The sequence below is a fragment of the Buttiauxella sp. S19-1 genome, assembly GCF_022134725.1.
In the GTDB taxonomy this organism is placed as follows: Bacteria; Pseudomonadota; Gammaproteobacteria; order Enterobacterales; family Enterobacteriaceae; genus Buttiauxella; species Buttiauxella ferragutiae.
In genome coordinates this window covers 1-22674 of record NZ_JAHWLU010000080.1, presented here as the reverse complement: position 1 = coordinate 22674, position 22674 = coordinate 1, and the positions used below count along the sequence as shown (strand labels likewise).

Here is a 22674-nt window from a genome sequence, read left to right as displayed (position 1 = left end):
TTTTATATTCCTCACTGTAGGGTAAGAGTCTGTCTTATTTTCTGGCGTAAAAATTCAGTTTATCTGCGTCAATTTCAATGCCCAGCCCTGGCCCCTGCGGTAATGTGACCTGCCCGTCGCTGAAATCCAGCGGGCGTACCACAATGTCGTCCTTAAGCAGTAACGGGCCGAACATTTCGCTTCCCCACTGCATGTTGATTGTCGACCAGGCGTGCAATGAGGCGACGCTGCCCAGCGTTCCTTCCAGCATGGTGCCGCCATACAGCCCAATGCCCGCCGCCTGTGCCACATGCGCCAGTTTCAGCGCCTGCACTGGCCCGCCTGCTTTGGCAATTTTCAGGGCAAAAGCACCGCTGAACCCGTTGCTCGCCAGGGCGTAGCCATCGTGGCTGGTTGCCACGGATTCATCAGCGAGGATCGGTACCGCAAAACGCTGGCTTAGCGTGATCAAAGCTTGTCGGTCCCACTGCGGCGTCGGCTGTTCCACCAGGTCGATACCGCCGTTCTGCAACTGCGTCATGCCTTTTATGGCGGTGGTCAGATCCCACGCCTGGTTAACGTCAACACGGATACTGACATCACCGCCAAGAGCAGATTTAATTGCCAGCGCGTGGCGAATATCCACTTCCAGAGCGCGCGCACCAATCTTCAGTTTGAAAGTATTGTGTCGCCCTTCGGCCAGCAGGCGTTTTCCCTCTTCGATATCTTTTTCGGTATCGCCACTCGCCAGCGTCCACAGCACCGGCAGGCGCTCAGTTAATGCACCGCCCAGCAAGTCACTGACCGGCAATCCCAGCACTTTTCCCTGCGCATCAAGAAACGCGGTTTCCAGTGCCGATTTTGCAAAGGTGTTTCCCTTCACGCTGGCGTTCATCACGTCCGCCAGCGCGGCCACGCCGTTAAAGGTTTTGCCGCACAATAACGGTGCCAGGTAGCACTCAATGGCTGATTTAATCGCCTCCGGGCTTTCCGAGCCGTAGCTCAAACCGCCGATGGTGGTCGCCTCTCCCCAGCCGATAACGCCCTGTGCACAGGTCATGCGAATGATAGTCAGCGTCTGGCAGCCCATGGTTGCCATGGAAAGCTTGTGTGGACGAATAGTCGGGATATCCACCAGCCAGCAAGCAACTGACTCAATTGTGAGACTCATTAACAGCTCCTTCAGTTAAACGCGGCAACGCCGGTGATTTTTTCTGTGAAGGCAGGCTCCACAGCGCAATCAGCGCCAGCAGGGCATAGCCCATCAGCAATAATGAAACCGGCCAGTAAGCATCAAATTCAATCAGCAACGCCACCGCCAGCATCGGCCCTAAACCACCGGAAAATATCGATCCCACTTCATGCCCCAGCGCCAGGCCTGAGTAACGTACCCGCACCGGGAAGAGATCGCTCATGATGCACGGCTGAGTACCGATCATCGCCCCGTGGCACACCGGTAAACCGAGGATCATCGCGACCATGATCCAGCCGTAATCGCCGGTCGACAGCAGCCAGAAGAACGGGAAAGCCATCACCAGCAAGCCAATCACACCGACGTAATACACCGGTTTGAGGCCGATACGGTCAGACAATGCGCCCCAGAACAGAATCGAGAACAGCTCCACCACCATCGCGAGCGTCACCGCGCTAATGATGACGCCGGTGCTGATACCAATGTGTTTGGCATACACCACCGAGAAGGTGAAAAAGATGTAGGACGCGCCATTCTCTGGCAACCGCAGCGCGATGGCCTGCAACAGCGCTTTCGGGTGCTCTTTAATCAGCACCAGCAATGGCAGTTTTTCGTGTTGGTCTTGTGGCTTAGCCTGTTGAAAGACCTGGCTTTCACGGATGTTTTTACGGATATAAACCCCGACCAGAAAAATCAGCAGACTCAGCAGGAACGGCACTCGCCAGCCCCAACTCATGAAGGCCGCTTCCGGGAGTTTCTGCACCAGCCAGAAGGCAAATGCCGATAACACAAAGCCCCCGGAAACCCCCATCTGGCTCCAGGCGGTAAAGAATCCACGGCGTGATGTCGGCGCATTTTCGCTCAACATCAGCACACCACCGCCCCACTCGCCACCGGATGCCACGCCTTGTAAGAAGCGCAGGCTGATCAGTGAAATCGGCGCCCAAATGCCAATCTGTGCGTAAACCGGCAGCAGACCAATCACAAAGGTGGTCGCGCCCATTAACGACAGCGTCATCACCAGCGTCATTTTGCGGCTGTATCGGTCACCCAAATGCCCAAACACAATCCCACCCAGCGGGCGAGCCAGGAAACCGACCGCAAAGCCTGAAAACGCTAATAACGTTCCCTGTAGCGGATCGCCGCCCACCGGGAAGAACAACGGGCCAAACACCAGTGCGGCGGCCGTCCCATAGAGGAAAAAGTCGTACCATTCCAGCGCATTACCGAGCACCGATGCGATAACAAGCTTGCGCATTTGTCGGGCATCGTGCGGTGCATTTTCTTTCGCGATGTCACTCATGGAGCGTTTCCTCGTGGATAAAAGATGCGCTAAACCGTTGGCGGCTACACTTCAACATCGTCGCCGATGGTGTGGTAACGGCGGTTAAAGTAGACCAGGCCGCGTGGCTGTTCGCTGACACGAATCGCCTGCACCTGGCAATAAAACACCGTGTGGCTGCCGACTTCATGGCAGGTATCAATAACGCAGTCGAAGCTGGCGACTGATGAGCTGAGAACCGGCGCACCGCTGGCCATTACCTGCCAGTTATCGTGCAGAAAACGTTGCTCAGAACGCAGGTTGGCATTAGCAAAAACACCGGACAAATCCTGATGCTCGCCGGACAACACGTTGACGCATAACGCGCCGTTTTGTTTGAAATGGTCGTTAGCGAAGGAGTTGCGGTTCATACACACCAGCAAGGTTGGCGGCTGGTCGGTCACGCTGCATACCGCAGACGCCGTGAAGCCGAATTTTCCCGCCGGGCCATCGGTGGTAATCACCGAAACCGCGCTCCCCAGTTGCGCCATCGCATTACGAAAATCTGTTTGCAGAGTCATGGGATATTCCTTACAAATCGATGATTAAACGCGCGCCTTTGGCGCGGGAACAGCACAACAGGATTTGATCGCCATCGGCTTTCTCTTCATCCGTCAGATAGCTGTCGCGGTGGTCCGGTTCGCCTTCCAGCACATCGGTCAGGCAGCTGCCGCAAATCCCTTGTTTACAGGAAACGCAGACTTTCAAACCCGCCAGTGCCAGTGCTTCGACGATGCTTTGGTTTTCAGCCACCTGCACGGTGATCCCGCTGGCCGCCGCCACCACTTCAAATGCCTTGCCCTGAATCTGGACATCGGCACTAAAACATTCCTGATGAATCTGTTGCGCCTGGTAATTCAGGGTTTTGGCCGTCTCATTGACCGCATCCATTAATCGCGTCGGGCCGCAGACATACACATGGGTATTCGGTGGTACATCGCTGAGCACCGCTGAAAGGTTCAGGCGCTGCTCGTCGCTAAAATGCAGCTGAACTTTTTCGGCATACGACGCGCTTTCCAGTTGCGCGACAAACGCCGCACCAGAGCGTGAACGGCAAGCGTAATGCAGAGTAAAAGAGCGCCCGGCGGCGTGCAGTTCTGCGGCCATCGCCAGCATCGGCGTGATGCCAATCCCGCCGCCAATCAGCAGGCTATGTGCCGCGCAGGCTTCAAGAGCAAACAGATTTCGTGGCACGCTGACCTGCACTTCATCGCCTTCACGCAGGGTATGCACCGCCAGCGATCCGCCCTGAGATTGACTGTCTTTCAGAATACCCAGTTGGTAATGCTGGCGGTTTTTTGGGTCGCCACACAGCGAGTACGGGCGCACCAGATCTTCACTCAGATGCAGGTCGATATGCGCACCCGCACCGTATTCCGGAAGCTCAAGGCCGTCGGCGTGGGCGAGCGTGAGTAGCACGACATCGCCCTGCAATTCGCGCTTAATAATTTGCAAAGTCAGCATGTCCGCTCCTTAGCGCATAAACAGGCCACCGTTGATGTCCCAGGTTGCCCCAGTAACAAACGATGCCTGTGGTGAAGCCAGTAATGCCACGGCCTGAGCAATAAACTCGGCCTCGCCCAGCTTGCCGACCGGGATCATCTGCAACAGTCCGGCCATTTTTTCTTCCGGCACCAGCGCATGAACCGAAGGCAAATCCATCGGCCCTGGGGCGATGGCATTAACCGTGACGCCGGATTTGCTCAGCTCGCGGGCAAAGATTTTGGTCAGCGTCAAAATGCCGCCTTTTGACGCGGCGTAATGCGCGCCGGAAGCGGTGCCGCCGTTCTGTCCTGCCAGCGAAGCGAGGTTGATAATCCGCCCGTAGCCACGCTTAGCGAAGTAGCGCCCCATCGTCTGGCAACCAACAAACGTGCCGCGCAGATTAGTGGAGATCACCTGGTCAAATTCATCGACAGTGATGTCCATTACCGGGGTTGCCAGCGTCAGCGCGGCGTTGTTAACCAGCACATCCAGGCTGCCAAAACGCTCAACGGTTGCCGCCAGCGCGAGTTCAAAATCCTGCGGCTGGCGAATATCCAGCCCGACCGCCAGCACCTTGCCCTGGCCGTTATCCAGGTTGTCTGCCGCCTGCTGCGCACGTTCGCGGTTCACGTCCGACAACACCACCTGGAATCCCTGCTCCAGCAGGTATTTGGCGATGACATTTCCCAGTCCGGCAGCAGCACCTGTGACTAATACGGTTTGTGTCATAAATAGCCCCTTAAAGGATGTAACCGATGCTGTGCAGCACATCGTCGCTGTTGATCAAGCGGATCACTTTTTGTTTGATAAGCAGTTGATCACCCTGGCGTTGTAACTGCCAGGTAATGTCTGCGGCGTAGTGGCGGCTGTGGCCTTTGCGGTGTTCCCACAGCGACTGCGCCCCACGCACCACAATCACGTCATCCTGCGATTCCAGCAGGCGAAAACGCGACAAGGTGCGCAACGTCCTGGCGCGCGGCGTAGTGGAGATCGACTCGCCGCTATACAGGCGTTTCACGCGGCGGGCGCGCATTTCATGGTCGTCGCAGGCGTAGTTCAGGGTGTTTTTAAAATCAGTTTCCTGTGGGTCAATCGGCACCACATACAAGCCGTCGCGCTGCCATAACTCCAGCCAGGCGTTGAATTCGCCTTGATCAAGCAGATCGCCTTCGAGGTTAATCAGCGACATCGCCGCAAACAGATCAGAATCTGGCTTCATCATTTATTCCGCCTCCGTCATCAGTTTTTTCCACATCTGGTAAGCCGCTCGCATGCCGGTTTCGGCACTCACATCGCTGCGCAAACCATCGTCTGTACGGTATTCCCCCGCCAGCCCGCGGTTGAGCATGATCCACAGATCGTTGCCAGAGGTTGCGCCGCGCTGCACGCGTTCCCACGCTTCGGAGTCGTCCGGTGTGCCAAAGCCCATCGGCCCCTGGAAGTGTTCATGCAGGCGCAATCTGGCCTGGTTGGCGATTTCTGGCCCGCCGTCCATCATGATCACCGCATGGTGAATTTCAGTTTCCTTGACCGAAACCGGCTGTAACACGCGGAAGAACGCCATCGAGCAGGCAATGTTCGGGAAGATATTGAGGTTAAAGCCGGAACCGCCGACGGCGCGGACAATACGGCGCACTTGCTGTTCGTCGTGCTCCAGACGCAGCGCATCAGCCAGTTCGCTAAAGCGTTCCGGGATCGGCGCGTCGAGATTAGCGTCCAAATCCACCAGTTCCGGGATCATCACCATCACGCTGTGGCCATTACCCAAATCTTCGACATAACCGCTGCCATCGACGAAGTTGAGCATCTCTTCGGTCTGCTTATCGACAGAGCTAAGGAACGAGCGGTGCACCACCGGGAAGTGATAGCCGTCCGTGGTGTTTTCGAGCTGGATTTTCCAGTTACCCGGGAAGCGGAAACGGTGTGCAGGCCCGGTTTTAATCGGGAAGCCCGCGCCCTGTTTCATAAACAGATCCATCCATTTTTTGGCAGCACCGAGGAAATCTTCCAACGGTTCAATCTGTTCATTGAAGGTGGCAAAAATCATTCCGGCGTATTGTTCGGTGCGCAGCGACACCAGCCCTAACTCGCCCTTTTCCAGCTGGTCGGCATAGCTTTCCGGGTGCGGAACACCGCGCAGAGTGCCGTCCAGCGCGTAACCCCAGCCGTGGTACGGGCAGACGAAGCTGTTAGTTTTGCCGCTGCGGTGTTCGCAAACGGTGGCGGCGCGGTGGCGGCAACGGTTCAGTAAGGTATGAACGGTGCCTTTACGGTCACGCACCACAATCACCGGTTGGGTGCCGATTTCGGTGGTTTTAAAGCTGCCGGTTTCCGGGATTTCGCTGGCATGTGCCACCCAAACCCAGGTTTTGCTGAAAATTCTGTCCAGCTCGAGCTGGAATAATTGCTCTGAGTTATACAACGAGGTGTGAACGCGATCGTGTTGCACTAAGGCGGCAATTTCCGCGCAATCAGGCACCGCTGGCGCTGTGGTATCAATATTTTTTATGTTGATGATGTTGTCGCAATTCATGTCCAATCTCCTGCACGTCTTCGGCTGTCTATTTTTTATCCGGCACCGGGAGTTCATCCGCTGCATGCCAGTGGTTTACCGGGCGGCTGAACAGGTTGCGCGTCGTAAAACGGTGGATACGCATACCGCTGGCTTCGCGGCAAAATTCCACGTTAATTTCCGCCGCGTTGAGATGAGCGCCTCCGGCGGAAAACTCGGAGGTTTGCAACATCAGCCAGCGGCCACAGAGCTTGCCGTCGGGCTGCTGGCTGAGCGCTTCAGAGCAAAGAAAATGGGCGTTCATGGCAAAATGCGCCGGGGTTCGCACATAACCTGCCATCATCGCCACAATCGCCTCACGCCCAAGATGTCTTCCCAGGCGCGCGGCATACGGCTCGCCGACACCTTCCCAGCAGGCGTCTGCGGTAAACAGTTCGCCGATAGCCTGTACCGTTTCTGCCGTATCGAGTTGGTCGCACAACCACATGTACTGGCTGATACAAACCCTGGCGGCTTGCTGGTCTTCAAGCTGCTGTAAACGCTGTGCGTCCGGTGAATTCATCATCGACTCCGTTAGCCCTGAATAATCAGTTCACGCCCAACACGCGCTTCGATTTTGCAGTACTTCCACAGCTTGCTACCGCTATCACCCACTGGCGTGGTGCGGAACAAGTTGCATACTGCCGCGACGTTTTCCAGCGCGTCGGCATCGGCCAGAATGTAAGTCGTCCACGGTGCGGTGGTGGACGGACCAACCATTAACTGGTCGTCATCCATATTGCCAATCACGCGGATGCCGGGGGTTTCTTCAACCCCTTTCATCATCACGCCAAAAGCGCCCCACACTTGCTTCGCTTCCGTTGGGCTGGCATCGAAAAAGTTCTGATTAACCCCGATGCAGAACAGCACACGTAATTTGTTTGTCTGGCTCATTTATTGCTCCTTTAGAAAAGAATCACAGGTAACCCGGCAGCGGTTTGCCACCGAAAAAGACCGTACCGGCGTTGAGATAAGAGAGGTCGCCCATAAAGGCGTGTTGCGTAATCACCATGGTGTCGCGCACATAACGTTGCAGCGGGCTGGTCATCGCAACGCCGCCCATGCCGTTGAGTGCCAGCGCCTGGCGTGCCACTTCTGCTGCCACGCGGGTAACGTGCGTCGAAGAAAGACGCAAGGCATTAATTTGTTCTGGGCTGGCTTCGTCACCGGCGAGCAATTTTTGCCACACTTCGTCGATAGCTTCGTAGAACCAGGCGCGGGCCGAGCGCAGATCCGCTTCACATCGGGCAATTTGCATCTGTGCCTGTGGCCTTTCAGCAAGCTTCGGCGCACCTGTGACAGACTGCTGACGATGGGCAATCTGGTAGATTTCATTGAGTGCCGCGCGAGCCACACCCAGCGCCACCACTGACAACACTTGCGTGGCGAGGGAAAGCACCGGATAGCGATACAGCGCCCCTTCCAGATTCAGTGCGCCACCGCGAATAAACGTCCACTCCTGCGGAACATACGCGTCGTTAACCAGCAGATCGTGGCTGCCGGTTCCGGCCAGCCCGACGGTGTTCCACACCGGATCAATCTGCACATATTCCCGTGGCAGCACCGCCATACGCGGCAGCGCTTTTTCTTCATCTGGCTGGATACCCACGCCAAACACCGATGCGCCCATGCTGCCGCTGGCAAAACTCCAGCGCCCGCTAACGCGATAACCCCCATCGGCCCGCATGGCTTTGTGTGTCGGGTAAATTCCACCGGCAAACACCACGTCTGGCCCATCGCGGTATAGCTCTTTCAGGGTGTCCGGCGGCAACGCCCCAAGGTAGAACGGGCTCATGCCAAAACTTGCCACCCAACCTGCCGAACCGTCTGCTGTGGCAATTTGCTCAATCAGTTCGCAAAACTGCGCGGGTGAGCATTCGTCACCGCCGTAAATTTTCGGCACCAGTGCGCGATACACACCGACCTGTTTGAAGCGGGTAATAATGTCTTCAGAAATATGGCGTTGATGTTCAAAATCGGCGCTACGAGTCGTCACTTCACTCAGTAACGGAACCAGCTCTTCACGAACGTTGACGACAGACATGGCTAACTCCCGAAGTAATGGGGTGCAAATGGTGGATGGCGCTTACGCTAATCCCCGACAAAACCACTCGGCGGCCTGAACCAACAAGCCTTCACGCCCTTTGGCCGCCACTAATTGCAAGGCGACCGGACGACCGCGTATTTCGCCCATCGGCAGGGTGATTGCCGGATGTCCACTGAGATTGAAAGGCCGCACCAGGCGAGTCAGGTTGACGACGCTAAGCGGGTCTTGTGCTTCTTGTAGCGTTGGAGGAAGTTCCGGCAAGGTTGCCAGCGCCAGCAAAGGTGTTTGCTCAAGTAACGCATCCACCTCGGCGGTGAATTTGATGCGCACACGTTCGGCATTAGCCAAAGCGGCAGCGTCCACATCTTTGCCCGCCCGAATACGGCTCGCGACATCTGGCGAAACCTCTTCACTGCTGAGCAATGAGTTAAACGCCTGCCAGTTTTCGTGGCTGATAATCGCCAGCCCGGCGCGGTGTGCGTCGGCAAGCGCAGGAAGTTGTGAATGGTGAGGACGAATGCCCTGTTGTTCGAGTTGCCCCAGCAGAAGCGCGTCAATTTCTGGGATTGCCGCCGCCACAAAGGCCACTTCAGGCAACGCAGTGATTGGCTCGCCGACAGGAATCGAAAGGTGCGTCAGAACCTGGCGCAGCACCGTAGCGTTGCGGGCAAAAATGCCGACGCAATCCAGCGAGCTGTGTGCCGGTAAAACCCCATCGCGGCTGATGACACCGTAACCGGGTTTCAGCCCCAACACTCCACAACAAGCGGCAGGCATACGCACCGAACCGCCAGTGTCAGTACCCAGTGAAAAATCGACTTCACCGGATGCGACAACCGCCGCAGAACCACTCGATGAACCGCCAGGGATCAGCGCCGGAAACAGCGGGTTCACCGGGGTGCCGCTCCAGGCGTTAATGCCCGTCACCCCGAATGCCAGTTCGTGCAGCGTGGTTTTGCCGGTCAGCACGCAGCGGTTGTTGAGTAACGTCGCCACTACGCCAGCATGATGCTGCGCAACAGGTGCAGCTGCGAGCGCCAGACATCCGGCACGAGTACGGTAACCAGCGATATCCAGGGTGTCTTTTACCGCAAAGCGCAGTTCACCCTCGCCGACGACAAACTGCTCTACATAACCATTGCTCTCACAAATAGACTTCATCATTAAGCCCTTAATCAGATAATGTGAATCACATTAGGTAAACAGTCATCGCTGCTTTTTCGTTCTGAGTAAATATGAATCAATCATGGAATATTTAGATGAAAATTCAAGTAATATTTCACGTAAATTTTACGAGTGATTAACATGGAATTAACCAAATTTAACAAATGAATTTTTGATTATGCTGATGAATTGATAAGGAAAAATTTGGCGAATGCCAAAAAGTCGTCATGAGAACTCAGGACGACGAGTGGATAAAAAATATTTATTTTACAGTGGGTTGGAAGAAATTTTTAACGCGGTCACAAATTTGTCATTCTGTCGATCAGGCTCAAATTTCGTTAAGGTTATCGAGCACTTTAGCCAGTGAAAGATTCATTTTTTCCACCTGCGCCACACTCATGCCCTTAAACCCTTTCTCGAAAACTTTACCTGCCAGACGGTACGCTTCTTCCACTTTTTGCTGGCCTTTGGCAGTCAACATCACTTCGGTGACTCGCGCATCTTGTTCACTGCTGGCGGTGGTGACTAAACCTTCATCGCGCAGGCGGCCAACAATTTTGGTTACCGTCGGCATTTTGACCATCGCGTATTCGGAGATTTGCGAAATGCTGGCCTTGCCATATTGCTGCGTCACCATTAAGACCCGGAAGCCAGAGACATCCAGTTGCACCTTTTTCAGCGTCACTTCCATGATTTGGGTGTAGCGCGCATAGACGTTGACTATCCAGTAAAACGGGAACTCCTCACGGTGAAATTCGGCATCCACATCCGGTGTTTTCTTTAGGTTACTCATGAGGTTCCTTAGCAAGACAGTTGTCAATTGGGCGATTATACCTGCTTAAACCTGGCGGCTATAGCGCTTCGGACAACGCTATTGTTCAATTCTGAATTTTGGGCGATTACCGCACACTTAATGATTCAAAAATGCCACATGAACAACATTTTTGTATCATTTTCACAACACCGCATTGACATCCAATCTTCCTCTTTCCTATACGTTAGCGCACGGGTTTGCGTTGGCTGGGACGGGCAGTGCTCAATCCATGACAACACCGGACTAACAATACTAATAAACGCAATGTGGAGCTCTTCATGAACGAAAGTCCTTCTCTGGAACAGGCTCGCTCCGAGGTGCTGGCACCGCCATCACCAGGCGAAATAGCACTGGATCCCCGGCAACAGGCGGTGATTAAAAAACTGTTTCGTCGGTTGATTATCTTCTTGTTTGTGCTGTTTGTTTTTTCGTATCTGGACCGCATCAACATTGGCTTTGCCGGTTTGACAATGGGCAAAGATCTGGGCCTCACCAGCACCATGTTTGGCCTGGCGACCACGCTGTTTTATGTGATGTATGTTATCTGCGGCGTGCCGAGTAACATCATGCTGAGTATTGTCGGTGCACGCCGCTGGATTGCCGTTTTGATGGTGGTCTGGGGGATTGCTTCCACCGCGACGATGTTTGCCACCGGCCCTGGCAGCCTTTACGTGTTGCGTATGCTGGTGGGGATTGCTGAAGCCGGATTCTTACCGGGTTTGTTGCTCTATTTAACATACTGGTTCCCTGCGCAATATCGCGCTCGGGCGAATGCGCTGTTCATGATTGCGATGCCCGTCACCATGGCGCTGGGCTCGCTCGCTTCCGGCTATATTCTTAACCTTGATGGCTTGCTCAACCTGAAAGGCTGGCAATGGCTGTTCCTGCTCGAAGGGTTCCCGTCGGTGTTGTTAGGTCTGGTGGTGTGGTTCTGGCTGGATGACTCACCGTCGAAAGCCAAATGGCTGACCGACGATGATAAAGCCTGCCTGAACGAGATGATGGAAGCCGATAAACTGGCGATTCAGAAATCACAACAAGGCACCAATATCGGCCCGACATCCCAACGCGGCCTGCTGCGGGAATTATTTACGCCGGTGATTATGCTTTATACGCTGGCCTATTTTTGCCTCACCAACACATTAAGCGCCTTGAGCGTCTGGACGCCGCTTATCCTGCGCAGTTTTAACCAGGAAAGTAATAACATCACCATTGGTTTACTCAGCGCGATTCCGCAAGTTTGTACTATTGTCGGGATGATTTGGTGGAGTAAGCGTTCTGACCGCTTTAATGAACGTAAAATTCACACTCTGTTGCCGTATCTGTTTGCCGCCGCAGGCTGGGTTTTAACAGCTTCAAGCAGCAATCCGATGCTGCAATTTACCGGCATTGTGATGGCCTCGTCAGGTGCATTTGCCGCGATGGTCATTTTCTGGACCACGCCGGATCAATCCATCTCTTTGCAAGCCCGCGCCCTGGGTATTGCGGTGATCAACGCCACCGGTATGACTGGTGCCGCGTTAGGGCCATTGTTGATGGGCTGGATGAAAGATGTCACCGGTAATTTCAACGCCGGTATTTATATGGTTGCTGGGTTCCTGGTGTTGGGCGCAATTGTTATTTCATTGATTCCGATGAAGAAGATGGCGCAAAGAAGCAGTTTGTAACACTGAAAATAGCCTCTTTGAATGATGAAAGCCCGGAATGCACATCGCTATTCTGGGCTTTTTTTATCCAGAAAATGCTCCGCAAAATGAAACAAGTCACCTTTAGTGATCTTCTCGGTCTTTGGGCTAAACTATGCGAGTAGCCGCCAGGTAGAAAGTCCATCATTTATATAATGAAATCATCAGCAATGATTAGAACAGGACGGACATTGTGGCAGAAATTAAAATACCCGACGCGCTCACCATTTTTGGGAAACCCTATGAGACTAAACCGACATTTAGCCACAGCACTCAGCCCCCTGTTGCTGCTTAGTGCCTCTGTTCACGCCGAGGTCGATCTTGGCTCCTTAGAGCTATTCGCGAAAGACAATGACACCAGCCCCATCCCCAAGGGTTTGATTTTGGGCGGCGCGGTGATTAGCGGCACGGCACGTTACGAAGCGCAAAAAGATGAAACTTATGTCATCCCCGGCGCGCTCTATTTTGGCGATCAATTCATGTATCTCGGCGACCGTGGTCGCTACTATTTTCATCTTGATGACAACACCGCCGCTTATGCGTATGGCAGGTTCCGCTTTGGTAACCTGGATCCCGATGATGAAGATGCTTTCGATGGGATGCACAAGCGAAAGTCAGAATTTGAAGCGGGCGTCGGCGGCACTATTATTACCCCGTATGCACTGCTTAGCGCCCGTGTCAGTTCTGATGTCACCGGGCGCAGTAATGGCCAGGAACTACTGTTGTGGGCGGATTTCCCTATCGTAAAAGGGAATTTGCTGGTGATGCCAGGCATGGGGATGATGATTCGCAGCGATAAGATGGCGAACTATTACTTTGGTGGCGTTTCGAAAAGTGAAGCCACCGCCCAACGACCAGAATGGGATACCGGAACCACCTTCTCGCCTATGGCTGCGGTGATTACTAGTTACCGTTTTAGCCCAAAATGGGTGGGGATGCTGGCGGCCAACTACGAGTTTTATGATAAAGATATTGCCGACAGCCCTATCGTGCAGCATAACGGTGAGTTGTATGGGATTTTGGCCGTAGGTTATATCTGGTAGCGAGATGCTTAAAGAAAATTTCAATGAGCTGCAAATCTTTCTGGTGGTGGCAAAAGAAAGGAGTTTTACCAAAGCCGCAGGGAAACTGGGCGTTTCACAATCGGCGTTAAGTCATGCGGTGAAAGCCCTGGAAGAACGTTTAAATGTGAGGTTGCTGACCCGCACCACCCGCAGTGTTGCCCCCACCGAAACCGGTGAGCGACTCATTGCCAGCCTCGAGCCTCGCCTGGCGGAACTTGAGAGCGAACTGGAAAGCATTCTGCAATTAAATGGCGGTGCTTCAGGTAATATCCGGCTTTCTGCCGGTGAACATTCCGCGCGTAAACTACTGTGGCCGAAGCTAAAACCGTTCCTCAAACAGTACCCGGATATTAATGTCGAGCTGGTGGTCGATAACGGTTTTGTCAATATTGTCGAGGGCCGTTTCGATGCCGGAATTCGGCTGGGGGAAAGTGTCGATAAAGACATGGTGGCGGTGAGAATCGGGCCGGATTTGCGCATGGTGGTTGTCGGTTCGCCGCAATATCTACAGGCGCAAGGCATTCCGCAAACGCCGCATGAATTACAACATCATCGTTGTATTAATATGCGTTTACCCACCGCAGGCGGTTTGTATCACTGGGAATTTGAAAAAGACGCTAAACCCCTGCGCGTGCGCGTGGAAGGCCAGCTGATTTTTAATCTGCTTTCCGAACGGATTGATGCCGTGCTGGCTGGGTTTGGCCTGGCCTGCGTCCCTGATGATATGGTTCAGGATGAGCTGAAATCGGGGGAGCTGGTGCAGGTTCTTGCCGACTGGTGCCCAACGTTTCCGGGCTATTACCTTTATTATCCCAGCCGTAAACAACACCCACCTGCCTTTGCATTACTTATCGATTCGTTGCGTTATTCAGAATAAAAAACGGTGGATGACGCTAACGCTTATCCACCCTACAAAACCCAACCCGACATTTTCAGGATTAACGCCCGACGCGAGTCTGCAATGCCGCCGGATAACGTTCACCGACGATTTTCACCGTTTCCAGTGCCAGGGTGATTTTACGCAAATCATCCTGCGCAAGGGTTAAATCCGCCGCAGCCAGGTTCTCTTCCAGACGATGTAGCTTAGTGGTTCCCGGAATCGGTACAATCCACGGTTCCTGTGCCAGCAACCACGCCAGTGCGATTTGCGCCGGGGTTACCCCTTTTTCTGCGGCCAGTTCACTGAGCAAAGAAACCAGTTTTTCGTTGGCTTCCAGTGCATCAACAGCAAAACGCGGTACTTTGCTACGGAAATCATCCGCGCCGAAGGTGGTGCCAGACTTAATTGAGCCGGTCAAGAAGCCTTTGCCTAACGGACTAAACGGCACAAACCCAATCCCCAGTTCTTTTAGCACCGGCAGAATTTCTTGCTCCGGCTCACGCCACCACATCGAATATTCACTTTGCAGCGCGGTGACCGGTTGCACAGCATGGGCGCGGCGAATGGTTTGCGCCCCCGCTTCGGACAAACCAAAGTGCTTCACTTTCCCTTCAGCAATCAGGTCTTTTACTACACCTGCGACGTCTTCAATCGGCACATCGGGATCCACACGATGCTGATATAACAGGTCGATAACGTCGGTTTTCAAACGGCGTAACGACCCTTCCACCGCCTGGCGAATATGTTCCGGACGGCTGTTTAAAATTTGCTGCTTATTATCCTCACCAAAAGTGAAGCCGAATTTGGTGGCAATAACTACGCGGTCGCGGAACGGTTTTAATGCTTCGCCGACAACATCTTCATTGAGATACGGGCCATACACTTCGGCGGTGTCGAAAAATGTCACGCCACGCTCGACGGCAGCACGAATCAATTCCACGGCCTGGCGGGTATCCGTTGCCGGGCCATAGCCGTGGCTTAGCCCCATACAACCCAGACCCAGTGCGGAAACTTCAAGACCAGAATGACCGAGATAACGCTTTTGCATAATGATTCCTCGTGAATGAGTGGAAGTTATACGTCTAGTTTGCGGCCGGTTAGCCACTCAACCCTCGCCGGATCACGATGCGAGAAGAAGGCACTGGTCGCAGTATCCAGCGCGGTAATTTGCAGAAAATCGTCGCGGCTCAGTTCGAAATCCAGAATATTGAGGTTCTCTGCCATGCGAGTTTGCCGCACGGTTTTCGCCAGCGAAACGATGCCACGCTGGAAGATCCAGCGCAGGACGACTTGCCCGATGCTCTTACCGTGTTTTGCCGCAATCGCCGCTAATAGCGGATGCTGGAACAGATTGTTGCGCCCCTCCGCAAACGGAGCCCAGGCCTCTGGCTGAATGCCACGGCTTTGCATCCATGGCGCGGCATGCAGTTGCTGATGGAACGGGTTCACTTCCACCTGGTTGACGGCGGGAACCACGCTATTAAAAGCGATAAGATCAGCCAGTCGATCAGGCTGGAAGTTACTGACGCCAATGGCGCGGATTTTCCCGGCTTGCTGCAACTCTTCCATCGCACGCCACGCGCCATGCACATCACCGTACGGTTGGTGAATCAGATACAAATCGACGTAATCCATTTGTAGGCGGTTGAGCGAACGTTCGAACTGCGCTTTCGCGCCTTCGTAGTTGGCGTCTTGCAACCATAGTTTGGTGGTGATAAACAACTCTTCACGGGCAATGCCACTGTTTTTTAAAGCATTACCGACTTGCGTTTCGTTCTGATAAGAGGCGGCGGTATCAATCAAACGGTAGCCGGTTTCAATGGCGTCAATAACCGCACGTTCGCATTCTGCGGCCTCTGTCATCTGAAAGACGCCAAAGCCCAGCAGTGGCATTTCGATACCGTTGTTCAATGTGACGGTTTGCATAGCGTTCCCCCTAATCTGTGGTGTGGGAAAAAGCATAACGCAAACAGGTTTATCTGATTAGGCACCCTAATTCGCTAGGGTTTATTAGCAGGATTCATTAATGAATACGAGCGGCGGGATTATTTGCTTTCCGGGACAATCGAGATATGCCCGTTGCGTTCGAGAATGGCGAATTTAATTTCTGCCAGTTGGGTGATTCCGTGATCAACACGGGCTGTTTGTAAAATATCATCACAGGAAATATCGACTTTTTTCATTTTCTCCTGAAACAAATAGCCGCTTTCAACCAAAATGACTGGCGTATTATCAAGAAAATCATCAGCTCCCGGTAAATGTTTCTTTATCAAACCAAACAGCATATCCACCACAATCAAGGTGACAATGGTCAGCATGGCTCCGGTGACGGAAAAGTCATTGCCTAATAACGCTTGTTGCGTGGCCTCGCTAATAATTAATAGCAATATCAAATCAAAGGAGGTCATCTGTAATAGCGTACGGCGGCCAGCAATCTTGAACACCACCATCAATACCAGATAAATGGCCAGCGCCCTTATTACCATATCCATTGTCTGGTTACCTTAGGGATAAATAAATTGTTGGAAAGGGATTTCAGCGCCGTTATCAATTGCGACGGTGCTTTTCATGGCCCCGAATTTCATCGGCGTCAGACTTAACCACAATGTTTGCTTAACGCCAGGTGCCGTCGGTTGATATTCCAGAATCATCTCGCCATTCAGGCTGTACATTTTATCCGGCTGCGGCTGCAGCGTATCAATGCGAAAGCCCTCCATAAAATCACCGCCCAGCACAATACGGTTACGTTTCCCAAACGGGATAACCGAGGTGATTTTCATGTCCATGTCGCTCATCAGGCGATTGAATTTTTCGTAATCAACAGTGAGGGAATGGTCGTCGTTCGAACGGGTGGCCTCACTGAGATAGCCGCGTGAAAATAGCCCCGCCAGAGCGGCCGCAACAATCAGCAGCAACAGCACAAAACCGACACGCCGCAGCTGAAATTCAAAGTTCAGCCAGAACGGTTTTTCGGCCACGGGTGAAGATTGTTTGGCGGGCGTTGTTTTCATTTATTGATCCGGCCAATGCAGAGTAAGTGGCTGTTTTGAAGTCTAGTCAACAGCGGCAACACTAGCCAGCCTGGATTATTTACGCAGCGGTACATCCTTCATCAGCAATGACAGGATGAACGCAAACACCACCACTGCCGCAGAAATCAGGTACACCGAATGCAATGCCGAGCCAAAGGCTTGCAGATAATCATTTTGCAGCGCCGCTGGAAGTTCATGCACCGCCTTTGCACCCAGTTGACGGGGCAATTGAGTATCAGGTGGGAGCAATTCGCTCAGTTTGTTTTGCAGCACATTGGTGAAAATTGCGCCGAAGGCCGCCACGCCAATCGAGCCACCAATCTGGCGGAACAGCGTGGTGCTGGAGGTCGCAACACCAATCATTTTTTGCTCCACGCTATTTTGCACCGCCAGCACCAACACCTGCATCACCATGCCCAAACCAAAGCCCAACAACGCGATGTAGAGATAGAGCGTGTGAATAGGTGAGTCGATTTTAAGCGTGCCGAGCAATAACATGGCGATAAACGTCAGCAAGGTGCCAACGATCGGGAAGATGCGATAGCGCCCTATTTTGCTGATGATGCGGCCACTGATAATTGAGGTCAGCATCAGCCCACCCATCAGCGGCAGTAACTGAATCCCGGCTTCGGTCGGCGTGGACGATTTCACCACCTGCAAGTAAAGCGGCAAGAAAGTCATCGAACCAAACAGCGACATGCCGATAATAAAACCAATCAGGCAACTCAATAAGAAAGTGCGGTCACGGAACAGGCCGAGGGGAATGATCGGCTCAAATGCCCGCCGCTCCTCATAAATAAAGCCGCCGAGCGTCACCACAAAAAAGGCAAAAATGCACCACAGTTGCAGGTCAGACCACGCCATTACGGTGCCGCCCTGGCTGGTGAACAGGATTAAACAGGTCAGCGAGGCGGCGAGATAACCCGCGCCAAGAAAATCGATTTGGTGGCGAATACGCGCGGTTTGCGGTTTGAGCACCGCGCCAATCACCAGCAGCGCGAAGACACCTAGCGGCAGGTTGATGTAGAAAATCCAGCGCCAGGAGAAATGCTCAACCAGGAACCCGCCAATCAGCGGGCCAATTACGGTGGCAAGGCCAAACACCCCGCCAAACAAGCCCTGATATTTGCCGCGATCCGCAGGCGGGATAACATCGCCCACCGCCGCCATAGTGACCACCATCAGCCCGCCGCCACCCAACCCTTGCAAGGCACGCATCAGAATTAACTGCGTCATATTTTGCGCCAGCCCGCATAACGCGGAGCCAAGCAAGAAAATCACGATAGCCGTTTGCAGCACGATCTTGCGCCCCAGCAGATCGCCAAATTTACCGTATAGCGGCACCACAATAGTGGAAGAAAGCAGATAAGCGGTGACCACCCAGGAGAGTTTTTCCAGCCCACCCAGCTCACTGACAATGGTCGGCAAGGCGGTGGAAACGATGGTCTGATCTAGTGCGGCGAGCAGCATGACCAGCATCAGCGCACAGAACAATAAACGAATTGAAGTTGCCTGCTGATGCGTTTCTGCCTGAGGTGTTTCGGTGACTGTCATGTTACCTGTCAGCTTGGGATTAATTAATTTGGTAATTAATGTAGGGTGAATAGTTTCACCCGGTCAATGGATGGCGCACGAAACGCCCCTAAAAACGGCTGTGATAAATCCGAAATCACACCATTGCCCGCCTTGTAGTATCGGGTCACTGGAGATTCACCGGCCATTTAGCAATTTGTGATCTGGAAATAAATACATTTTCCGCATCAATGATTAAGCTTTTTCCTAATTTACCCATACCAAAAATAATGGATTATGCCAGCGCCAGAAACGGCGTTTCCGCTGCGGCGGCTTCTTCTTAATTTTGGGTTAAACAGCAATGAAAAAAATAATGTTGATGATGGTTGTAGGTATGGCTGGAACATTGGTTGGCTGTAGTACTCCGGCGCAGCGCCAGGCAGAATGCCAGGCTCAGGGAGTCAGCAAAGATGCCTGTTATATGGCCGAGCAAAACAGACAAAACGTAGCCTTAAAGCAGGCGATGGAAAATGCCCACGACGCGGTGAAATAACCCAACGGCTTCGTCATTAATCCAGGCTCGCAAGGGCCTGTTCCTGCTTTCCCCTTCCAAAATACATCCCACATAATTCATTGAATTATGGCGACTTTGTCACAGTCGATTCGCACGAAATGTAAAGTTTAAAAAATGATGCTTTTCTCAGTTTGCTGGCTCTTGTATTCACTCTGAAAGGGAGAGTACATTAGCGCCGGCGAATCGATTCATTAGCCAAAAAAATACAATATGCAGCGGCCATATGGTGAAGTTAATCCCAAAAGTCATGAATGGCGGTTTCATCTTTCTATACTGAATTTTTTAGCAAAATTGCGCGGCAGCACGCGCGGAGCAATGTAACGTGAAATATTTCATGATGGGCTTGTCGTTTATTTTGTTGGTTTGGGTCGGTACGTTTGTGATGATGGTCGAGTGATGAAAAACAGGAGCCATTGGCTCCTGTTTTTCATCACTCGACCATTAAACGTTAACCCAATACCCCATCGGCACGGAACATCGCTTTGATGCCACGTACCGCCTGGCGAATACGGTCACGGTTTTCAATCAGCGCAAAGCGCACATGCGTGTCACCGTAATCCCCAAAACCCACGCCTGGCGAAACGCAGACTTTCGCATCCTGAAGCAGTTTTTTGGCAAATTCCAGCGACCCCATTTGTGCATAGTGCTCAGGGATTTTCGCCCACACATACATCGACGCTTTCGGGCATTCCACCATCCAGCCCGCTTCGTGCAAGCCTTTCACTAACACATCACGCCGGCGTTTGTACTGCTCGGCGATATCGCGCACGCATTGTTGATCACCTTCTAGTGCCGCAATGGCCGCGACTTGTAGCGGCGTAAATGTGCCGTAGTCGTGGTAACTTTTGATTCTCGCCAGTGCGTTCACCAGCTCTTTATTACCCACCATAAACCCGATGCGCCATCCCGCCATGTTGTAGCTTTTTGACAGGGTAAAGAATTCAACCGCGACATCGCGAGCGCCAGGGACTTCCATAATTGACGGGGCTTTCCAGCCGTCATAAACGATATCGGCGTAGGCCAAATCATGCACCACCAGCACGTCGTAACGTTTTGCCAGTGCCACTACTCGTTCAAAAAACTCCAGTTCCACGCACTGCGCGGTTGGGTTCGATGGGAAGCCGAGGATCATCATTTTCGGTTTCGGGTAGCTTTCGCGAATCGCACGTTCCAGCTCGGCGAAGAAATCGACGCCTTCCACCAGCGGCACCGAGCGCACTTGCGCTCCGGCAATGACCGCGCCGTAAATATGAATCGGGTAACTTGGGTTCGGCACCAGCACCGTGTCGCCGTGGTCGAGGGTTGCCAGCATCAGGTGCGCCAGGCCTTCCTTCGAGCCAATGGTGACAATGGCTTCGCTTTCCGGATCAATCTCGACGTCGTAACGATCTTTATACCAGCGCGAAATAGCGCGACGTAAACGCGGAATACCTCGGGAGGTGGAGTAACCGTGGGTATCTTCACGCTGCGCAACGGTGCAGAGTTTTTCAACGATGTGCGGCGGAGTTGGGCCATCAGGGTTGCCCATGCTGAAATCGATTATATCTTCGCCACGGCGACGCGCCGCCATTTTCAGCTCAGCGGTGATATTAAATACATACGGCGGGAGGCGATCGATACGCGAAAAACGACGTTTTGGACTGGAGTCAGCCATAAATTCCTCAGATTAACGTTAGCGCCCGGACCGTCCGAGCGACGCTGCCACGCGATGTGGCTTGTTTAGAAAATAGCCTGAATAAAAATCATCTGTCGAGAGGGAAAGAGAAATATTTTTATCCCACCAAAAAGAGGATGCTTCATTCGAAGCTTATCCCTATTTTATTTGATGCAAGTGGATTACATTAACCATGTCGCAACAATCCAATAACCTTCTTTAAAAGACGTGGAGTATCACCATGACCCTACAGATTGATGACTTACCGCGTGCAATCCGTGAGATAAAACAAAAACTTCGCCACGAACTGCCAAATTACCAAACCGCTTTTGAGCAACTCGAAGGTGATATGAAGCGCCAGATCGACGAGATCCGCGCTGAACTGGCGCGTGGGGAAAACCCAGTGCCACAAATTAATGCTGACGATATCGTGAATCATCGCGTTAGCGAGCAGCAAAAAGCACTTATTCGCCAGCGGGGTTGTTGCACCGTGAAAGGGGTATTCCCGCAATCTCAGGCGCAAGCCTGGAATGAGGAAGTCGGGAATTATCTGGAGCGCAATAACTTTGTCGAGAAACTGAAGAACGCTGCAGAAGATAACTATTTCGGCACACTTGCCGCCAGTAAGCCGCAAATTTACGGCATCTACTGGTCGAAGCCGCAGGTTGAAGCGCGCCAACATGCCCGCATGAAAGCGGTGCAGGTGTTTCTGAATAATTTATGGGAAACCGAAAGCAACGGTAAGCAGCATTTCGACCCGGACCGTGTGGTGAGCTATGCCGACCGTACCCGCCGCCGCCCGCCGCGTTCCAACTCTTTGGGCCTGTCTCCACATGTGGATGGCGGTTCAGTTGAACGCTGGCTGGATGAGAATTTCCGCCATGTTTATCGCCATGTGTTTTCTGGTGAATGGCAGAAATACAGCCCGTTTGCTGCTGAAGGGCGTACCGAAGTGCGTGAATTCCCATCGCCAGCGGTGTGTTCGATGTTCCGTACTTTCCAGGGCTGGACGGCGCTTAGCCCGCAGCGTAAACATGGCGGCACACTAACCTTGCTGCCGGTAGCGAATGCGATGGCCTACATTTTACTGCGCGCTTTGCAGGATGATGTGCCGGAAGAATCGCTGTGCGAAGCGAAGCCTGGCCGCGCACTTTCTATTAACGAGCAGTGGCATCCCCTTTTATTAACAGGGATTTCCTCAATTCCGGATATGGAAGCGGGCGATACGGTTTTCTGGCACTGCGATGTGATCCATGCTGTTGAAAATGAACATCTTGGTGAATTTGATAGCAACGTGATGTATATCGCCGCCGCACCATGGTGTGAGAAGAACGCCGCTTACCTTGAGCGCCAGTGGTCATCCTTTGTTGAAGGTAAATCGCCACCTGATTTTGCCGCCGATGATTTCGAGGTTGATTTCACCGGACGTGCGATGCCAGCGGATATGACAGCCGCCGGGCGCGAGCAGTTAGGTGGGAAGTAATCCCCTCACCCTACCCCCAGGGAGGTGTCTCTTAGTCACAACTTTGAGGGGCGCTTTCTGCCGAGCCGGAGAAGGTTCCGTTCACCAGGCGATAGCGTGTTTATGTCGCGACTGAACCGGTGAACGTCTTAGGGTGACCACCGTCGTCACCCTAAGAACCCTGACTCCCGGCAAATAAATCGCCGCAAGCGGTAAACCTCCATTTTGCCTCCGTGTCAGGGTCGGTTGCGATTCGTT

General features: G+C 53.1%; 24 protein-coding genes. 6 read left to right on the top strand and 18 right to left on the bottom strand.

The features are described from left to right. Window positions 1–34: 34 nt before the first annotated feature. The 12 genes from MES37_RS16675 to MES37_RS16620 all read right to left on the bottom strand — a co-directional run bounded on the left by MES37_RS16675 (window position 35) and on the right by MES37_RS16620 (window position 10532). The gene (locus MES37_RS16675; RefSeq protein ID WP_237932053.1) at window positions 35–1150 is read right to left on the bottom strand and encodes a muconate/chloromuconate family cycloisomerase; all 1116 of its coding nucleotides are present in this window, start codon (window positions 1148–1150) and stop codon (window positions 35–37) included. Next, window positions 1134–2474 carry an MFS transporter gene (locus MES37_RS16670; protein ID WP_064544670.1) on the bottom strand — a complete coding sequence of 447 codons (1341 nt, stop codon included), beginning with the start codon at window positions 2472–2474 and terminating at the stop codon, window positions 1134–1136. The genes MES37_RS16675 and MES37_RS16670 overlap by 17 nt, the downstream gene beginning before the upstream one ends. Before the next feature lie 44 nt (window positions 2475–2518). After that, window positions 2519–3013 (bottom strand): flavin reductase, encoded by a 495-nt coding sequence (locus MES37_RS16665; RefSeq protein ID WP_064544667.1) that lies wholly within the window; start codon window positions 3011–3013, stop codon window positions 2519–2521. Between the two features lie 10 nt (window positions 3014–3023). Further along, the gene (locus MES37_RS16660; RefSeq protein ID WP_064544665.1) at window positions 3024–3956 is read right to left on the bottom strand and encodes a PDR/VanB family oxidoreductase; all 933 of its coding nucleotides are present in this window, start codon (window positions 3954–3956) and stop codon (window positions 3024–3026) included. Window positions 3957–3965: 9 nt separating this feature from the next. Then, window positions 3966–4706 carry an SDR family NAD(P)-dependent oxidoreductase gene (locus MES37_RS16655; RefSeq protein ID WP_064544663.1) on the bottom strand — a complete coding sequence of 247 codons (741 nt, stop codon included), beginning with the start codon at window positions 4704–4706 and terminating at the stop codon, window positions 3966–3968. Window positions 4707–4716: 10 nt separating this feature from the next. Further along, window positions 4717–5196: an aromatic-ring-hydroxylating dioxygenase subunit beta gene (locus MES37_RS16650; protein WP_064544734.1), complete on the bottom strand. Its 480-nt coding sequence runs from the start codon at window positions 5194–5196 to the stop codon at window positions 4717–4719. A 3-nt stretch (window positions 5197–5199) separates the two neighbouring features. Beyond that, complete coding sequence (locus MES37_RS16645) at window positions 5200–6510, bottom strand: aromatic ring-hydroxylating oxygenase subunit alpha (RefSeq protein WP_064544661.1); 1311 nt, start codon at window positions 6508–6510, stop codon at window positions 5200–5202. A 28-nt stretch (window positions 6511–6538) separates the two neighbouring features. After that, the gene (locus MES37_RS16640; RefSeq protein WP_064544659.1) at window positions 6539–7051 is read right to left on the bottom strand and encodes a nuclear transport factor 2 family protein; all 513 of its coding nucleotides are present in this window, start codon (window positions 7049–7051) and stop codon (window positions 6539–6541) included. An 11-nt stretch (window positions 7052–7062) separates the two neighbouring features. Beyond that, complete coding sequence (locus tag MES37_RS16635; protein WP_064544657.1) at window positions 7063–7422, bottom strand: hypothetical protein; 360 nt, start codon at window positions 7420–7422, stop codon at window positions 7063–7065. A gap of 22 nt (window positions 7423–7444) precedes the next feature. Further along, on the bottom strand, window positions 7445–8572 hold the full coding sequence (locus MES37_RS16630; RefSeq protein ID WP_064544655.1) for an acyl-CoA dehydrogenase family protein: 1128 nt from the start codon (window positions 8570–8572) through the stop codon (window positions 7445–7447). A gap of 42 nt (window positions 8573–8614) precedes the next feature. Beyond that, the gene (locus MES37_RS16625; RefSeq protein WP_237932050.1) at window positions 8615–9736 is read right to left on the bottom strand and encodes an amidase; all 1122 of its coding nucleotides are present in this window, start codon (window positions 9734–9736) and stop codon (window positions 8615–8617) included. A gap of 331 nt (window positions 9737–10067) precedes the next feature. After that, entirely contained in the window at window positions 10068–10532 is a 465-nt protein-coding gene (locus MES37_RS16620; RefSeq protein WP_064544651.1) for a MarR family winged helix-turn-helix transcriptional regulator, read from the bottom strand. Window positions 10533–10831: 299 nt separating this feature from the next. Between MES37_RS16620 and hpaX the strand changes: the two genes are divergently transcribed. The 3 genes from hpaX (at window position 10832) to MES37_RS16605 (ending at window position 14179) form a co-directional block, all read left to right on the top strand. Next, a complete protein-coding gene (hpaX, locus tag MES37_RS16615; RefSeq protein WP_237932048.1) occupies window positions 10832–12220 on the top strand; it encodes a 4-hydroxyphenylacetate permease in 1389 nt (462 codons plus the stop codon). Between the two features lie 260 nt (window positions 12221–12480). Further along, window positions 12481–13281 (top strand): MipA/OmpV family protein, encoded by an 801-nt coding sequence (locus MES37_RS16610; RefSeq protein ID WP_064544730.1) that lies wholly within the window; start codon window positions 12481–12483, stop codon window positions 13279–13281. Between the two features lie 4 nt (window positions 13282–13285). Beyond that, window positions 13286–14179: a LysR family transcriptional regulator gene (locus MES37_RS16605; RefSeq protein WP_064544648.1), complete on the top strand. Its 894-nt coding sequence runs from the start codon at window positions 13286–13288 to the stop codon at window positions 14177–14179. 61 nt (window positions 14180–14240) lie between these two features. On the opposite strand, the gene MES37_RS16600 is transcribed toward MES37_RS16605, so the two are convergent. From MES37_RS16600 to MES37_RS16580, 5 genes are all read right to left on the bottom strand, one after another. Continuing rightward, window positions 14241–15230 (bottom strand): aldo/keto reductase, encoded by a 990-nt coding sequence (locus tag MES37_RS16600; protein WP_237932047.1) that lies wholly within the window; start codon window positions 15228–15230, stop codon window positions 14241–14243. A gap of 26 nt (window positions 15231–15256) precedes the next feature. After that, window positions 15257–16108 (bottom strand): aldo/keto reductase, encoded by an 852-nt coding sequence (locus tag MES37_RS16595; RefSeq protein WP_121815141.1) that lies wholly within the window; start codon window positions 16106–16108, stop codon window positions 15257–15259. A 119-nt stretch (window positions 16109–16227) separates the two neighbouring features. After that, window positions 16228–16674: a DUF421 domain-containing protein gene (locus MES37_RS16590; protein ID WP_237932045.1), complete on the bottom strand. Its 447-nt coding sequence runs from the start codon at window positions 16672–16674 to the stop codon at window positions 16228–16230. A gap of 12 nt (window positions 16675–16686) precedes the next feature. Continuing rightward, complete coding sequence (locus tag MES37_RS16585; protein WP_237932043.1) at window positions 16687–17193, bottom strand: hypothetical protein; 507 nt, start codon at window positions 17191–17193, stop codon at window positions 16687–16689. Between the two features lie 75 nt (window positions 17194–17268). Next, window positions 17269–18768 carry an MDR family MFS transporter gene (locus MES37_RS16580; RefSeq protein ID WP_237932041.1) on the bottom strand — a complete coding sequence of 500 codons (1500 nt, stop codon included), beginning with the start codon at window positions 18766–18768 and terminating at the stop codon, window positions 17269–17271. Window positions 18769–19087: 319 nt separating this feature from the next. Between MES37_RS16580 and MES37_RS16575 the strand changes: the two genes are divergently transcribed. Both MES37_RS16575 and ypdK read left to right on the top strand, forming a co-directional pair. Continuing rightward, window positions 19088–19279, top strand: a complete 192-nt coding sequence (locus tag MES37_RS16575; protein ID WP_064544635.1) for a hypothetical protein — start codon at window positions 19088–19090, stop codon at window positions 19277–19279. A 343-nt stretch (window positions 19280–19622) separates the two neighbouring features. Then, entirely contained in the window at window positions 19623–19697 is a 75-nt protein-coding gene (gene ypdK / locus MES37_RS24965) for a membrane protein YpdK (protein ID WP_115631778.1), read from the top strand. A 51-nt stretch (window positions 19698–19748) separates the two neighbouring features. On the opposite strand, the gene alaC is transcribed toward ypdK, so the two are convergent. After that, window positions 19749–20954 carry an alanine transaminase gene (alaC, locus tag MES37_RS16570; protein ID WP_064544633.1) on the bottom strand — a complete coding sequence of 402 codons (1206 nt, stop codon included), beginning with the start codon at window positions 20952–20954 and terminating at the stop codon, window positions 19749–19751. A gap of 241 nt (window positions 20955–21195) precedes the next feature. Between alaC and MES37_RS16565 the strand changes: the two genes are divergently transcribed. After that, window positions 21196–22437, top strand: coding sequence for a DUF1479 domain-containing protein (locus MES37_RS16565; RefSeq protein WP_237932039.1), 1242 nt, complete (start codon window positions 21196–21198; stop codon window positions 22435–22437). Window positions 22438–22674: the final 237 nt, after the last annotated feature.

Coding starts and splice junctions, on each gene's coding strand:
- MES37_RS16640 (WP_064544659.1), bottom strand. CDS start 7,051: ATGAATTCACCGGACGCACAGCGTTTACAGCAGCTTGAAGACCAGCAA.
- MES37_RS16565 (WP_237932039.1), top strand. CDS start 21,196: ATGACCCTACAGATTGATGACTTACCGCGTGCAATCCGTGAGATAAAA.
- MES37_RS16630 (WP_064544655.1), bottom strand. CDS start 8,572: ATGTCTGTCGTCAACGTTCGTGAAGAGCTGGTTCCGTTACTGAGTGAA.
- MES37_RS16655 (WP_064544663.1), bottom strand. CDS start 4,706: ATGACACAAACCGTATTAGTCACAGGTGCTGCTGCCGGACTGGGAAAT.
- MES37_RS16665 (WP_064544667.1), bottom strand. CDS start 3,013: ATGACTCTGCAAACAGATTTTCGTAATGCGATGGCGCAACTGGGGAGC.
- MES37_RS16670 (WP_064544670.1), bottom strand. CDS start 2,474: ATGAGTGACATCGCGAAAGAAAATGCACCGCACGATGCCCGACAAATG.
- MES37_RS16625 (WP_237932050.1), bottom strand. CDS start 9,736: ATGAAGTCTATTTGTGAGAGCAATGGTTATGTAGAGCAGTTTGTCGTC.
- MES37_RS16635 (WP_064544657.1), bottom strand. CDS start 7,422: ATGAGCCAGACAAACAAATTACGTGTGCTGTTCTGCATCGGGGTTAAT.
- MES37_RS16620 (WP_064544651.1), bottom strand. CDS start 10,532: ATGAGTAACCTAAAGAAAACACCGGATGTGGATGCCGAATTTCACCGT.
- hpaX (WP_237932048.1), top strand. CDS start 10,832: ATGAACGAAAGTCCTTCTCTGGAACAGGCTCGCTCCGAGGTGCTGGCA.
- MES37_RS16605 (WP_064544648.1), top strand. CDS start 13,286: ATGCTTAAAGAAAATTTCAATGAGCTGCAAATCTTTCTGGTGGTGGCA.
- MES37_RS16575 (WP_064544635.1), top strand. CDS start 19,088: ATGAAAAAAATAATGTTGATGATGGTTGTAGGTATGGCTGGAACATTG.
- MES37_RS16585 (WP_237932043.1), bottom strand. CDS start 17,193: ATGAAAACAACGCCCGCCAAACAATCTTCACCCGTGGCCGAAAAACCG.
- MES37_RS16675 (WP_237932053.1), bottom strand. CDS start 1,150: ATGAGTCTCACAATTGAGTCAGTTGCTTGCTGGCTGGTGGATATCCCG.
- MES37_RS16590 (WP_237932045.1), bottom strand. CDS start 16,674: ATGGATATGGTAATAAGGGCGCTGGCCATTTATCTGGTATTGATGGTG.
- MES37_RS16610 (WP_064544730.1), top strand. CDS start 12,481: ATGAGACTAAACCGACATTTAGCCACAGCACTCAGCCCCCTGTTGCTG.
- MES37_RS16660 (WP_064544665.1), bottom strand. CDS start 3,956: ATGCTGACTTTGCAAATTATTAAGCGCGAATTGCAGGGCGATGTCGTG.
- alaC (WP_064544633.1), bottom strand. CDS start 20,954: ATGGCTGACTCCAGTCCAAAACGTCGTTTTTCGCGTATCGATCGCCTC.
- MES37_RS16595 (WP_121815141.1), bottom strand. CDS start 16,108: ATGCAAACCGTCACATTGAACAACGGTATCGAAATGCCACTGCTGGGC.
- MES37_RS16645 (WP_064544661.1), bottom strand. CDS start 6,510: ATGAATTGCGACAACATCATCAACATAAAAAATATTGATACCACAGCG.
- MES37_RS16650 (WP_064544734.1), bottom strand. CDS start 5,196: ATGAAGCCAGATTCTGATCTGTTTGCGGCGATGTCGCTGATTAACCTC.
- MES37_RS16580 (WP_237932041.1), bottom strand. CDS start 18,768: ATGACAGTCACCGAAACACCTCAGGCAGAAACGCATCAGCAGGCAACT.
- MES37_RS16600 (WP_237932047.1), bottom strand. CDS start 15,230: ATGCAAAAGCGTTATCTCGGTCATTCTGGTCTTGAAGTTTCCGCACTG.